The sequence below is a fragment of the Arthrobacter sp. 05L44 genome, from assembly GCF_056397605.1.
This window is the reverse complement of sequence record NZ_JBFTNS010000002.1, coordinates 697556-710528: the sequence shown is the minus strand read 5'-3', so window position 1 is coordinate 710528 and position 12973 is coordinate 697556. Positions and strand designations below refer to the sequence as shown.

The following is a 12973-nucleotide window of genomic DNA, read 5'->3' as shown; positions in this document are numbered from 1 at the left end:
CCACGAGCGTAGTGCGATACCCGGGGTCCTAGCTACCGGAGGCCACCCGCGGCCCGGTGAAACCCGTCACAAACCGGGCCGCCGGAAGGGTCAGCAGGGGCACCGGCCGGACCGCCTGACGGGGCCTTGTGTTAACGGTGTGTTACGCCGGGGCGCTAGTCCAGCAAACGCCGGGAATGCTTAGTAGAGTGATTCGAGAGCAGCTGCGGGCGCCAGCCGAGACGAGTAGTCGGGGCGGGTCCGGGGCACGGACGTAGACCCGGAAAGAGGCACCATGGACCGCCAGCAAGAGTTTGTCCTGCGGACGATCGAAGAGCGCGACGTGCGATTTGTGCGCCTGTGGTTCACCGACGTCGTAGGCTCGCTCAAGTCCGTGGCATTGGCGCCGGCCGAGGTCGAAGGCGCCTTCGAGGAGGGCCTCGGTTTCGACGGCTCCTCGATCGAGGGACTGGCCCGGGTGTTCGAATCGGACATGCTGGCGCAGCCTGACCCCTCGACCTTCCAGATCCTGCCGTGGCGCGGCGAGACGGAAGCAACGTCCCGAATGTTCTGCGACATCCTGACCCCCGACGGCGAACCGTCCGCCGCTGACCCGCGCAACGTCCTCAAGCGGAACCTGGCAAAGGCCGCGGACATGGGCTTCACCTGCTACACGCACCCCGAAATCGAGTTCTACCTGCTCAAGTCCCAGCAGCCGGGCCCCGACGGCGCACCGGTCCCCGTGGACGAGGGAGGCTACTTCGACCACGTACCCGGCGGCGTAGCCCAGGACTTCCGCCGCACCGCCGTCACCATGCTCGAATCCGTTGGCATCTCGGTGGAATTCAGCCACCACGAGGCCGGTCCCGGGCAGAACGAGATCGACCTGCGCTACGCGGACGCCCTGCAGACCGCGGACAACATCATGACCTTCCGCACCGTGATCAAAGAGGTCGCGCTGCAGCAGGGAACCTACGCCACCTTTATGCCTAAGCCGTTCACCGCCCACCCCGGCTCCGGCATGCACACCCACTTCTCGCTCTTCGAGGGCGACACCAACGCGTTTTACGAAGCCGGCGCGGAATTCCAGCTCTCCGAAACGGCCAGGCAGTTCATCGCCGGCATCCTGAAACACGCCCCGGAGTTCACCGCGGTGACCAACCAGTTCGTCAACTCGTACAAGCGCCTCTGGGGCGGGGGAGAGGCACCCAGCTACCTCAGCTGGGGCCACAACAACCGCTCCGCCCTTGTCCGGGTCCCGCTGTACAAGCCCGGCAAGGGCCAGTCCGCGCGGATCGAATACCGCGGCATCGATTCCGCCGCCAACCCCTACCTCGCCTACGCCGTACTGCTCGGCGCGGGGCTGAAGGGCATCGAGGAGGGCTACCAGCTGCCCGCCGCGGCCGAGGACGACATCTGGTCACTGAGTTCGGCCGAACGCCGCGCGATGGGCCACGACCCGCTGCCGGCCAGCCTGCACGACGCCATCCGCACCATGGAGGACTCCGAGCTCATGCCGCAGATCCTGGGCGAACAGGTCTTCGAGCACTTCCTGCGCAACAAGCGCGCCGAGTGGCAGGACTACCGGCTCCAGGTGACGCCCTACGAACTGCAGCGCAACCTGGCCATCCTTTAGGCCGCTGCGGTGAGCCTGGCACGGCGCCTCATCGCCGCAGGGTTTAGCGACCTGGAGAAGGGCGAGCGGTTCCTGGCCGCCCCGGAACTGGACGGCGTGGACCAGGACGCCCTGTTCGCCGGGCTGCAGCTGGCCGCCAACCCGGACACGGCCCTGCAATCCCTGGTCCGGCTGATCGAAAGACACCCGGACCTTCGCCGGCTGGCGGCGGCCGAACCGGACCGCAGCGAGCCGCTGTACCGGGTGCTCGGCGCGTCCGAGGCCCTCGGCGAATTCCTGATCCGCCACCCCGAACATTTGGACGCGTTCGACACCACCGTGAGTCCCGAGCCGCAGCCCGCGGACGCGGCCGCCCTGCGCACCCGGCTCCTGCAGTCTGTCCGGGCCGATCCGAAGGCCGCCCGGCCCGTCGCGTCCCTGACCGGCCAGGAAGGCTACGCCGCCCTCCGCACGGCCTACCGCCGGGGACTCGTGGAGCTGGCCGTCAAGGACCTCTGCGCCGCCGACCCGCTGGACTTTATGCCCGCCGTCGGCGCCGAACTCGCCGACCTCGCCGGCGCGGCGATCGAAGCCGCACTGGCTGTGTCCCGCGCCGAAGCGGCCGAACAGTTCAGCGCCGCGGACGTGGCCGACGTCGGACTGGCCGTGATCGGAATGGGCAAGTGCGGTGCGCGGGAACTGAACTACATCTCCGACGTCGACGTCATCTACGTGATCGATCCCGGCGCCCTCGACGACTCCACGGCGAACACCATCGGCACGACACTGGCCTCCGGGATTTCGCGCGCGATCATGTCCACCAGCCGCGAGCCCGGGCTGTGGGAAGTGGATGCCAACCTTCGGCCCGAGGGCAAGTCCGGGCCCCTGGTCCGCACCCTCGCCTCGCACGAAACCTACTACGCTCGCTGGGCGGAGAGCTGGGAGTTCCAGGCGCTCCTGAAGGCCCGAACTATCGCCGGCGACGCCGGGCTCGGCGCCCGCTACGAGGCCGCCGTCGGGCCGCTGATCTGGTCGTCCGCGGGCCGTGAGGGGTTCGTCGAATCGGTCCGGTCGATGCGCCGCCGGGTCACCGACCACATTCCCGCTGAAGAGGAACAGCGGCAGATCAAACTGGGCCGCGGCGGCCTGCGGGACGTGGAGTTCACAGTGCAGCTGCTCCAGCTCGTGCACGGAAAGTCCGACGAAACCCTGCGCTGCCGCGACACCACCGCAGCCATCGCCGCGCTGTCCGCGGGCGGCTACATCGGCCGCGCCGACGCCAAGGAATTCGACCGCGACTACCGCTACCTCCGGCTCCTGGAACACCGGATCCAGCTGTTCCAGCTCCGCCGCACCCACCTGATGCCGGTCAAGGAAGCCTCGCTGCGTTCCCTCGCCAAGGCCGTGCTGGGCCCCTTCTCCAACGAACGCCCGCACCCGGACTCCCTGCTCAAGGCGTGGCGCCAGACCAAACGGTCGGTCCGTGAACTGCATGAGCGCATCTTTTACCGCCCGCTGCTGAACACCGCCGCGGCGCTCAGCACTGAGGACGCCAAACTCACCCCCGAGGCCGCCCAGGGCCGGCTCGCCGCCCTTGGCTACCTCGACCCGCCCGGTGCCATGCGGCACATCGAGGCGCTGACCGGAGGGGTCAGCCGGCGCGCGGCCCTGCAGCGTCAGCTGCTGCCGATCCTGCTCGGCTGGCTCGCCGACGGCGTCGACCCGGACGGTGGCCTGCTCGCGTTCCGCCGCGTCAGCGAGGCGCTCGGTACCACCCACTGGTACCTCGGGCTGCTGCGGGATTCGACGGCGGCTGCCGAGCGGCTGTGCCATGTGCTCGCGAACTCCCGGCTCATCTCCGACCTGCTGGAGGTCTCGCCGGAGTCGGTGGCCTGGCTCGGCTCGGACAAGGACCTGGTCCCGCTCAGCTACGAAGCCCAATGGCTGGAGATCACCGCCAAAATGTCGCGGCACTCAGACCCGGAGAGCGCCATGCGGCTCATCCGGCTGATCCGCCGCCGTGAGATCCTCCGGATCGCCATCGCGGACAGCGCCGGGCTGCTCGACCAGGACCAGGTGGGAGCTGCGCTGGCCGACGCCGACCGTGCCGCCGTGCTGGGGGCCCTCCGCGTCGCCGAGACGATCGTCACCGCCGAAGAACCGCTCAAGACCAGGGTCCTTGTGGTGGCGATGGGACGCCAGGGCGGCCGCGAGATCGGTTACGGCTCTGATGCCGACGTGATGTACGTCCACCGCGGCCTGCCCGGCGTCCCGGAGGATGAGGCGCAGCAGCAGGCCGCCAAGATCGTCGGAAAGCTCTCCAGCCTGCTGACCCAGCCGCTCAAGCCCGCCATCCTGGCCGAACGGGTGCTGATGGTCGACGCGGACCTCCGCCCGGAAGGCAAGAGCGGGCCGATGGTCCGGTCGCTGGAGTCCTACGCCGAGTACTACCGGCGCTGGTCGCTGATCTGGGAGGCCCAGGCGCTGCTGCGGGCACGGCCCATGGCCGGCGACGACGAACTCGCCGCGGACTTCGTGGCGCTGATCGACCCCATCCGCTACCCGGATGCCGTCTCGGACCAGGACGTCCGCGAAGTCAGGCGGGTCAAAGCCAGGGTGGAGTCCGAGCGGCTGCCCCGCGGCGCGGACCCGGCCCGGCACCTGAAGCTTGGCCGCGGCGGCCTGAGCGACGTCGAATGGCTGGCCCAGCTCCTGCAGCTCCGGCACGCCGGCCGGCACCCGGAACTGCGCACCACATCCACCGTCCAGGCCCTCGAGGCCGCCGCCGCCCTGGAACTCCTGGAGGCCGGGGAAGTGGTCCTGCTGCTGCGCGCCTGGCGGCTGGCGAGCCGGATCCGTTCGGCCAACGTCATCTGGACCGGCCGCGCCTCGGACCTGCTGCCGTCCTCCCGCCGGGACCTGGAAGCCGTCGCCCGCTGGTGCGGCTACGGACACGGCAACGCGGCCGAGCTCGAAGAGGATTACCTGCGCCTCAGCCGGCGGGCCCGGGCCGTCTTCGAGCGGGTCTTTTACGGGCAGTAGGGTGCGGGGGCGGCCGTAACAGGCGCCGCGGGCAGGAACGCCGTGGCGATTGAGGGTAGCCTCGAGGGGTACTTTGCCGGCCACGGAGGCCGGCCGCCACACTTTACCTAGGGGTTGTTTACCTTGCCCAGACTCCAGCAGACCGGGACCGCCAGGCCGCGGACGGTCACGGTCATTGGAGCGTTGCTGGCCTTTGCCGCAATGCTTCTCGGAGCGTCAGGTGCCGCAGCGGCGCCCGCGGACGCGCCACCGGCCGCCACCGCAGCGCACCGGCAGGCCAACGGCGCCCAGCCGGCGGCGCCGCCGTCGAGCCTTGCCGGAAAGACGTTCGTCATCGGTACGGACACCACGTTCGCGCCCTTCGAGTTCAGGGATGCCGGCGGTGAACTGACCGGCATCGACATGGACATCATCCGTGAGATCGCCAAGAACCAGGGCTTCGCCGTCGAGATCAAATCGCTCGGCTTCAACGCCGCGCTCCAGGCGCTCTCCTCCAACCAGGTGGATGGCGTGATCGCCGGGATGTCCATCACCGAACCCCGCCGGCAGACTTACGACTTCTCCGACCCGTACTTCGAGTCGGGCGTGCAGATGGCGGTCTCCAAGTCCAACTCGGACATCAAGGGCTACGAGGACCTTCGAGGCAAAACCGTCGCCGCGAAGACCGGCAGCGAGGGGGAAACCTTCGCCAAGTCGATCGCGGACAAGTACGGCTTCACGGTCAAGTCCCTGGACCAGTCCGCCACCATGTACGAACTCGTGAAGTCCGGGAACGCCGTCGCCGTCTTCGATGACTACCCGGTGCTGGCCTACGGCATCAGCCAGAACAACGGCCTCAAGGCCGTCTCCGAGAAGGAGAAAGGCGGCTCCTACGGCTTTGCGGTCAACAAGGGCAAGAACCCGGAACTGCTGAAGGCCTTCAACACCGGCCTGGCAGACCTCAAGTCCAGCGGCAAGTACCAGGAGATCCTGGACAAGTACCTCAAGGACCCCACCCAGGCCGCCCAGACGAGCTTCTGGGACCTGCTGGCCAACAGCTTCCCTGCGCTGATGAAGGGCCTCGGCAACACCGTCCTGGTCACCGCGATTTCCTTCGCCCTGGCCATGCTGATCGGCCTGTTTATGGGGTTCTTCAAGATCTCCACCAGCGTCATCCTGCGCGGGATCGCCACCACCTTCGTCAGCGTTTTCCGGGGGACCCCGCTGCTGGTCTGGGCGTTCTTCTTCTACTTCGGCATCCCGCAGCTCACCGGCCAGCCCATCGACATTTGGGTGGCCGCCGTGCTCACGCTCAGCCTCAACTCCGGCGCCTACATCACGGAGATCGTCCGTGGCTCCATCCAGTCGGTGGACCCGGGCCAGCTCGAAGCCAGCCGCAGCCTGGGCCTGGGCTACGCGAAGTCCATGCAGAAAGTGGTGGTCCCGCAGGCCTTCAAGATCATGACACCTTCGCTCATCAACCAGCTGATCATCATGCTGAAGGACAGTTCGCTGCTGCTCGCAATCGGCTTCGCCGAACTGCTCTACCAGGGCCAGCAGATCTACGCCGGCAACTTCAGGATCACCGAAACCCTGCTGATCGTCGCGGTGATGTACTTCGTTGTCATCATGCTGCTGACAAAGCTGGCCAACGTCGCGGATAAGAGGTTCAACAAATGAGCACGGCAGTCACTGCACCCAGCAAGATCTCGGTCCGGGAGCTGAAGAAGTCCTTCGGTTCCAACGAGGTCCTCAAAGGCATCAACGCCGAAGTGGCCGAAGGTGAGGTGGTGTGCGTGATCGGTCCCTCGGGCTCCGGCAAATCCACCTTCCTGCGCTGCCTAAACAAGCTTGAGGACATCACCGGCGGCCACGTCACGGTGGACGGCTTCGATGTCACCGATCCTAAGGTGGACATCAACGAGGTCCGCCGGCACATCGGTATGGTCTTCCAGCACTTCAACCTGTTCCCGCACATGTCCGTCATCGAGAACATCATGCTGGCACCCGTGGAATCGAAGAAGCAGAGTAAGGACCAGGCCCGCGAGAACGCCCTGAAGCTCCTGGACCGCGTCGGGCTCGCGGAGAAGGCCGACGCCCGCCCGGCGTCGCTCTCCGGCGGCCAGAAACAGCGCGTGGCGATCGCCCGGGCCCTGGCCATGAACCCGGACATTATGTTGTTCGACGAAGCCACCTCGGCGCTGGACCCGGAGATGGTGGGCGAGGTACTGCAGGTCATCAAGGACCTCGCACGCGAGGGTATGACGATGGTGCTGGTCACCCACGAGATGGGCTTCGCCCGCGAAGTGGCCGACCGGGTCCTGTTTATGGCCGACGGGGTCATCTGCGAGCAGGGCGGACCGGAGGACCTCTTCGGCAACCCGCAGCAGGAGCGGACCCGGGAGTTCCTCTCCAAAGTCCTGTAGGCGCTGTTCCTGCTGTCCGGGCCGTCCCCAAGGGGCGGCCCGGACGCGGATAAGCTGGTGTGATGGCAGGACACGTGTGGCTGATCGCCCTGAAGAAGCTCGACGACGACGCCCGCGCCATCAAGCTCGGCGAGGTCGCCGGCCTTGAGCTCGGGGCAGGCCAACGCCGGTTTGTCGGAGACCCGTTGCGGATGATGCTCCTGGGCCTGGAAGAGGAGAGCCGCCACCCCTACGTCATGGACTCCAACGGCTCGGCCGTCGGCGTCGTGACCCTGCAGTCCGGCGCCGGGCGCGCCGCAGGGTGGGCCGATGACGGATCCGCCTGGCTGCTGCGCGGCTTCCTCGTGGACCACCGGCAACAGGGGCAGGGATTCGGCACCGCGGCCGCGGTGGCGGCCGTCCGGGAAGCGGCCCGGCTGACCGCCACGCTGGGCGGTGACCAGCGCGGCGTCGTGCTCTCCGTCAACGAGGCAAACCCGGCCGGGCAGGCCGCCTACCGCAAGGGCGGCTTCGAAGACCGCGGGCAGTACCTCGGCGGCGACGCGGGGCCGCAGCGGACCATGTACCGGGGGTTCTGAAGGGCCGGCCGTAGACTGGCGCCCATGACAGCAGACGCGGAAGTGGACCCCCGGACCGAGCCCTTACAGCACGCCGATGAGCGCACCACCCTCACCGGTTTCCTGGCCTGGCAGCGCCAGACCCTGGAGCTGAAGTGTGCCGGCCTGACCCCCGATGAGCTGGCCCTTGCTGCCGTTCCCCCGTCCACCCTCTCGCTCCTGGGCCTGGTGCGGCACCTGGCCGACGTCGAGCAGTATTGGTTCCAGCAGGTGCTGGCTGGCGAGGATGTCCCGGCACGGTTTCATTCTGCCGCCGACCCTGACGGCGACTTCGACGGCGCAGAGCCCACGGCCGCGGGCGTGGCGGAGGGGTGGCAGGCCTGGCGCGAGGCCGTGGACTTTGCCGACTCGTTTGTCGCCTCGACGCCGGACCTTGGCTTTACCGGCACAGACCGGCGGCGCGGTCCCATCTCGCTCCGCTGGTTGCTGGTGCACATGATCGAGGAGTATGCCCGCCACAACGGCCACGCCGACTTCCTCCGGGAACAGATCGACGGCAGCACGGGGGAGTGACGGGGGCGGGGTCTGGGAGCCAGGGCGGGCCGGACGGTCGGGCCACGCGGTCACGGGGTCGCACAGGGGAGGCCGGCAGCCCTTGACGGGGGAAGCCCGGTCCGCCGATAGTGAAGACCGGACCCACAGGGAGAGGTGCGCCATGGGCAAAGCCGGGACGACCGTCGAACCGATTGTGCAGGAGCTGCACCTTCCGGCCGGCTTGGCGGGGCCGGATGCGATAGCCGTCGACGTGCGTTGCTTCCTGGTCCCGCACGCCAAGGGACTTCTGTTGGTCGATGCGGGTCCGCAGGGAAGCGCAGGGCCGATAGCGGCGGCCCTGGCCAGACTTGGTGCTGCTTGGAGCGACATTTCAGACGTTGTGCTCACCCACTCCCACCCGGACCATACGGGCGGCCTCGGCGAGGTGCTCGAGGAGTGCCCCACTGCGCGGGTCTGGGCGGGCGCGGCGGATTGCGCGGCCATTGCCGCAGGTGCCGCGTTGCAGCCGTTGAATGACGGCGACCGGGTCCGGAATCTCCAGGTGCTGGCAACTCCGGGCCACACGCCGGGGCACATCAGCCTGCTGCACGACGACGGCATCCTCTTCGTCGGCGACGCTGTCGCGACCGTCGGGGGCACCATGCGACGGGCGCCGGAGGTGTTCACAGCTGACGCCGAAGAGGCCGAAAAATCCCTGCGGCGGCTCGGATCGCTTACCGCAGGACGGTGGCTCTTCGCGCACGGACCCGAGGTCCCCGACCCCGCCGGCGAGCTGAGCGCACTGCTGCAGGACAGGCATTGACGCCGCCATTGACCTCCGCCGCCGTGGTCAACTAATGTTGACGCCGGAGGTGCGCGATGGAGACATTAATCGGAGCGATGGGCGGCAAAGGTCCCGCCGAGGCACTCAACGCGGTTGCCGAATTCCGCAAGGAGCTGGCTCGAACAGAAACCGAGGCGGTCCTGCGGGCGCGCCAGGCCGGACTCTCGTGGGAAGCCATAGCCGTCTGTCTTGGCGTGAGCAAGCAGGCGGTGCACAAGAAGTACGGACGTCGATAGGCCGGCCGGTAAAGGTGCTGCCTGGGCGCCCGGAACAAAGAAAGACCGGCCCGGGGTAATTCCCGGGCCGGTCTTTGTGCTTACGGCTCGCCGTCCAATGGACCAGGGCCGTGCAGGCGCGCCGCGGGCTAAACCCGGGGCGGCCGCACGCTTTGGCTAGACGCCGTAGTAGAGCTCGAACTCGTACGGGTTCGGGCGCAGCGACAGCGGGCGGATTTCGTTCTCGTACTTGTACTCGATCCAGGTGTCGATGAGGTCCTGGGTGAAGACGCCGCCGGCCTGCAGGAACTCGTTGTCCTCGGCGAGGGCATCCAGGGCTTCCTCGAGCGTGCCCGGGGCCTTGGGGATGTCCTTGGCTTCCTCGGCGGGGAGCTCGTAGAGGTCCTTGTCGATCGGAGCCGGGGGTTCGATGCGGTTGCGGATGCCGTCGATACCGGCCATCAGCTGGGCAGCGAACGCCAGGTATGGGTTGGAGGAGGGGTCCGGCGCGCGGAACTCGATGCGCTTGGCCTTCGGGTTGGAGCCCGTGATCGGGATGCGGATACCGGCGGAGCGGTTGCCCTGCGAGTAGACCATGTTGACCGGGGCTTCGAAGCCCTTGACCAGGCGGCGGTAGGAGTTCACCGTCGGGTTGGTGAAGGCCAGGACCGCGGAGGAGTGCTTCAGCAGGCCGCCGATGTACCAGCGGGCGGTGTCGGACAGGCCGGCGTAGCCCTTCTCGTCGTAGAACAGCGGCTCGCCGCCGTTCCACAGCGACTGGTGGCAGTGCATGCCCGAGCCGTTGTCACCGAAGACCGGCTTCGGCATGAACGTGACCGATTTGCCCCAGGCATCGGCGGTGTTCTTGATGACGTACTTGAACTTCTGCAGGTCATCTGCCGCGTGGGTCAGCGTGGTGAACTTGTAGTTGATCTCAGCCTGGCCGGCGGAACCGACCTCGTGGTGGCTGCGTTCGACCTCAAGACCGGCCTCGTCCAGGGCGATGCACATGGCGTCGCGCAGGTCAGCCTGCTTGTCTGTCGGGGCCACCGGGAAGTAACCGCCCTTGACGGGGGTCTTGTAGCCGAGGTTGCCGCCCTCTTCCTCGCGGCCGGAGTTCCAGTGTGCTTCCTCGGAGTCGATTTTGTAGAAGCTGCCCTGCGGGGAGGACTGGTACTGGACGTTGTCGAAGACGAAGAACTCGGCCTCGGGAGCGAAGAACGCGGTGTCGGCGATGCCGGTGGAGGCCAGGTAGGCCTCAGCCTTCTCGGCCACGCCACGCGGGTCGCGGTGGTACGGGTCGCCCGTGCGCGGGTTGACGATGGAGAAGTTCAGCGCGAGGGTCTTCTCAATGCGGAAGGTGTCAACGAACGCCGTCGTCACGTCCGGGATGAGCTGCATGTCCGACTCGGCGATGCCCTGGAAGCCTCGGATCGACGAACCGTCGAAGAGCTGGCCGTTGACGAAGAAGTCCGCGTCCACGCTCTTGGCGGGAACGTTGAAGTGCTGCTGAACGCCCGGCAGGTCGGTGAAGCGGATATCAACGAATTTGATGTCTTCGTCTTTGATGAACTTGAGGACTTCGTCCGCAGTCTTGAACATCTATGCTCCTTACGCATATAAAAAGATCTGGCCGTCAGGCCGTGTGGTCCAGCGCAGTACACCCGCCGGGCGAACGCAGTTCACCCTGCCAGCGATGCCCTAGCAACTGTTACCACCCTAAGGACACGGGATTTCCCCTCGGTGTCCGCTTTGTTTCGGGCAGGTTACAGAATGCACTGACGTGTTAAACCTAGACGCTGTCCACAGTGTGGCCTATCCGCGTCCGCTGTGTGACCTACTTTCGTCCACGATGTGAACATGGGGACCCTGCGGTCCGGGCCTGGCCGGGACCCGTCCGAATGAGGTCCGTATGAGGCCAGGTGCCTTCCGGCCGCCGCGGGGTTGAGGCCCGGGAACCGATAGGCTTGGGGTGTGGTTGATCGTAAAGACATAGGCTCCTGGCTCAGCGGACCGGACACGTCCGGCATCTCCAAATACCCGGGCGAGCGGCTGGGCCTGCCCGAGTCCGGCCCGGGGTCGATCGCCCGCGCGGGCCGGCGAATTGTCGCCATCTGCATCGACTGGGGCATTGCCATGTTGATCAGCAACTTTGCCTTCGCCGGGGATTCCTGGGCCACCCTGGCCGTGTTCGCCGTCGAACAGGCGCTGCTGGTCGGGACCCTCGGCTACAGCATCGGCCACCGCGTCATGGGCATCCACGTCACCCGGCTCGACGGTGGCCCGGCCGGACCGCTCCCGGGCTTGGTCCGCAGCGTGCTGCTGTGCCTGGTGATCCCGGCTGTTATTTTCGACCCGGATCGCCGCGGTCTGCACGACAAGGCCATGAACACGGTGCTCGTCCGCCGGTAGCTTCTCACGTTTTGTGCCGGCGAGGGTGAGGGTGCCTTGCTTGGCGGCCCGGTGCCACTCCTGGCGCGATACCGACACTCCGATAGGCAAGTCATCGCCGCCGTGCGTGTCCAAAGCGCGTCGGTTTGCCGAAGATGGCCGCTATGACACCCGTCGAAGCGGCCATTTGTGGCGAAGCGTCTCGTTTCTGAGGCGTGGGTGGATTACGGGGGACTAGACCGACGTCGTCGTCCCAAGCAACCAACCAGGTGCCCGGGAATTGCCAACCGTGCCGCTGTGCCCTGGACCGCAGCCCAAATGTGGCTGCAGCGTCGCCGGGGGACGCACCTACAACGTCGATCTGCCGTATATGGCCGCTATGACCCCCGTCGAAGCGGCCATTTGTGGCGAATGGTGTGCGTCCGTTGACGTATGAGCTCTCCGGGGGCGTCGGACAACATCGTCGTCCCGCGCAACCAATCAGGTGCGAGGAATGCGCAACCGCGCCGCTGGGACGCACTTGCGACGCCGAATTGACGAATATGGCCGCTATGACACCCGTCGAAGCGGCCATTTGTGGCGAAGCGTCTCGTTTCTGAGGCGTGGGTGGGCTACGGGGGACTCGACCGACGTCGTCGTCCCAAGAAACCAACCAGGTGTCTGGGAATTGCCCAACCGCGCCGCTGTGCCTGCACAGCACCCCGAACCTGGCTGCCGCGTTCGCGGGGACGCACCTCCGACGTCGATTTGCCGCATATGGCCGCTATAGCGCCCTCAAAGCGGCCATTTGTGGTGATCGGATAGGAGTCGCGCAACCGCCGACGGCGACGGGACTAAGCAAGGGGCCGGCGTCGGAAGCGCGACGGTGCTGAGGTCGGCGTTGGAGGTTGTGGGCCGGTCGACCTTGGAGGCTGGCCTCAAGCCCGGCGGACCTGGATGCTGGCTCAAAGCCCGGCGGCCTTGGAGGCTGGCCTCAAGTCCGGCGGACCCCTGCCCCTAGACCCGGGCCGATTCCTCGACCGGCGTCGACGCGACTCCACGCGGCTCCGCTCCCAGGTGACCATGGCGGGCTGCCCAGTGCTCGAACCAGATGGTGGTGAACGGCAGCACGGCGGAGAGTCCGGCGAACAGTGCCACCCGGAAGGGCCAGCGCTGCTGCCGCCAGAGCACCAGGGCGGCGATCCCGTAGCCGATGAAGAACGCGCCATGGACCGGCCCTGCAATTTGCACGCCCAGCTCCGTACTGCGGAGCACCCACTTGAGGAACATTCCTACCAGGAGCGCCGCCCAGCTGCAGGCCTCGGCAACGGCAAGGATCCGGAAGGTCTTGATGACGGCGGACTTTGCGGGGAGCTTCATGGACAGTCTCCAGGGTCGGTGGTGGCTGTGGA

Annotated in this window: 11 protein-coding genes; 9 read left to right on the top strand and 2 right to left on the bottom strand. The window is 67.2% G+C overall.

Features of this window, described 5'->3' with window-relative positions; translation table 11 throughout:
• Positions 1-274: 274 nt before the first annotated feature.
• The 8 genes from glnA (AC1DHY_RS08485) (at position 275) to AC1DHY_RS08450 (ending at position 9212) form a co-directional block, all read left to right on the top strand.
• Entirely contained in the window at positions 275-1615 is a 1341-nt protein-coding gene (glnA, locus tag AC1DHY_RS08485; protein ID WP_138769615.1) for a type I glutamate--ammonia ligase, read from the top strand.
• A 9-nt stretch (positions 1616-1624) separates the two neighbouring features.
• Positions 1625-4636 (top strand): bifunctional [glutamine synthetase] adenylyltransferase/[glutamine synthetase]-adenylyl-L-tyrosine phosphorylase, encoded by a 3012-nt coding sequence (locus AC1DHY_RS08480; RefSeq protein ID WP_476878713.1) that lies wholly within the window; start codon positions 1625-1627, stop codon positions 4634-4636.
• A 201-nt stretch (positions 4637-4837) separates the two neighbouring features.
• Positions 4838-6295 carry an amino acid ABC transporter substrate-binding protein/permease gene (locus AC1DHY_RS08475; protein WP_476903488.1) on the top strand — a complete coding sequence of 486 codons (1458 nt, stop codon included), beginning with the start codon at positions 4838-4840 and terminating at the stop codon, positions 6293-6295.
• Complete coding sequence (locus AC1DHY_RS08470; RefSeq protein ID WP_476879484.1) at positions 6292-7041, top strand: amino acid ABC transporter ATP-binding protein; 750 nt, start codon at positions 6292-6294, stop codon at positions 7039-7041. The genes AC1DHY_RS08475 and AC1DHY_RS08470 overlap by 4 nt, the downstream gene beginning before the upstream one ends.
• A 62-nt stretch (positions 7042-7103) precedes the next feature.
• Positions 7104-7619: a GNAT family N-acetyltransferase gene (locus AC1DHY_RS08465; RefSeq protein WP_476879485.1), complete on the top strand. Its 516-nt coding sequence runs from the start codon at positions 7104-7106 to the stop codon at positions 7617-7619.
• 24 nt (positions 7620-7643) lie between these two features.
• Complete coding sequence (locus AC1DHY_RS08460; protein ID WP_476879486.1) at positions 7644-8171, top strand: DinB family protein; 528 nt, start codon at positions 7644-7646, stop codon at positions 8169-8171.
• A 142-nt stretch (positions 8172-8313) separates the two neighbouring features.
• Entirely contained in the window at positions 8314-8955 is a 642-nt protein-coding gene (locus AC1DHY_RS08455) for an MBL fold metallo-hydrolase (RefSeq protein WP_476879487.1), read from the top strand.
• Positions 8956-9011: 56 nt separating this feature from the next.
• Positions 9012-9212: an AsnC family protein gene (locus AC1DHY_RS08450; protein WP_476879488.1), complete on the top strand. Its 201-nt coding sequence runs from the start codon at positions 9012-9014 to the stop codon at positions 9210-9212.
• A gap of 156 nt (positions 9213-9368) precedes the next feature.
• Here the strand turns inward: AC1DHY_RS08450 and glnA (AC1DHY_RS08445) are convergent, their stop codons facing one another.
• Positions 9369-10793, bottom strand: coding sequence for a type I glutamate--ammonia ligase (gene glnA, locus AC1DHY_RS08445; protein ID WP_476903464.1), 1425 nt, complete (start codon positions 10791-10793; stop codon positions 9369-9371).
• Positions 10794-11165: 372 nt separating this feature from the next.
• Between glnA (AC1DHY_RS08445) and AC1DHY_RS08440 the strand changes: the two genes are divergently transcribed.
• Positions 11166-11603 carry an RDD family protein gene (locus AC1DHY_RS08440; RefSeq protein WP_476879490.1) on the top strand — a complete coding sequence of 146 codons (438 nt, stop codon included), beginning with the start codon at positions 11166-11168 and terminating at the stop codon, positions 11601-11603.
• Between the two features lie 975 nt (positions 11604-12578).
• Here AC1DHY_RS08440 and AC1DHY_RS08435 read toward each other — a convergent pair.
• Positions 12579-12941, bottom strand: a complete 363-nt coding sequence (locus tag AC1DHY_RS08435; RefSeq protein WP_476879491.1) for a DUF3817 domain-containing protein — start codon at positions 12939-12941, stop codon at positions 12579-12581.
• Positions 12942-12973 lie beyond the last annotated feature (32 nt).

Excerpts from the sequence above, each read along its gene's own strand:
- glnA (WP_138769615.1), top strand. The coding sequence starts at position 275 with ATGGACCGCCAGCAAGAGTTTGTCCTGCGGACGATCGAAGAGCGCGAC.
- AC1DHY_RS08475 (WP_476903488.1), top strand. The coding sequence starts at position 4,838 with ATGCTTCTCGGAGCGTCAGGTGCCGCAGCGGCGCCCGCGGACGCGCCA.
- AC1DHY_RS08470 (WP_476879484.1), top strand. The coding sequence starts at position 6,292 with ATGAGCACGGCAGTCACTGCACCCAGCAAGATCTCGGTCCGGGAGCTG.
- AC1DHY_RS08465 (WP_476879485.1), top strand. The coding sequence starts at position 7,104 with ATGGCAGGACACGTGTGGCTGATCGCCCTGAAGAAGCTCGACGACGAC.
- AC1DHY_RS08460 (WP_476879486.1), top strand. The coding sequence starts at position 7,644 with ATGACAGCAGACGCGGAAGTGGACCCCCGGACCGAGCCCTTACAGCAC.
- AC1DHY_RS08455 (WP_476879487.1), top strand. The coding sequence starts at position 8,314 with ATGGGCAAAGCCGGGACGACCGTCGAACCGATTGTGCAGGAGCTGCAC.
- AC1DHY_RS08450 (WP_476879488.1), top strand. The coding sequence starts at position 9,012 with ATGGAGACATTAATCGGAGCGATGGGCGGCAAAGGTCCCGCCGAGGCA.
- glnA (WP_476903464.1), bottom strand. The coding sequence starts at position 10,793 with ATGTTCAAGACTGCGGACGAAGTCCTCAAGTTCATCAAAGACGAAGAC.
- AC1DHY_RS08435 (WP_476879491.1), bottom strand. The coding sequence starts at position 12,941 with ATGAAGCTCCCCGCAAAGTCCGCCGTCATCAAGACCTTCCGGATCCTT.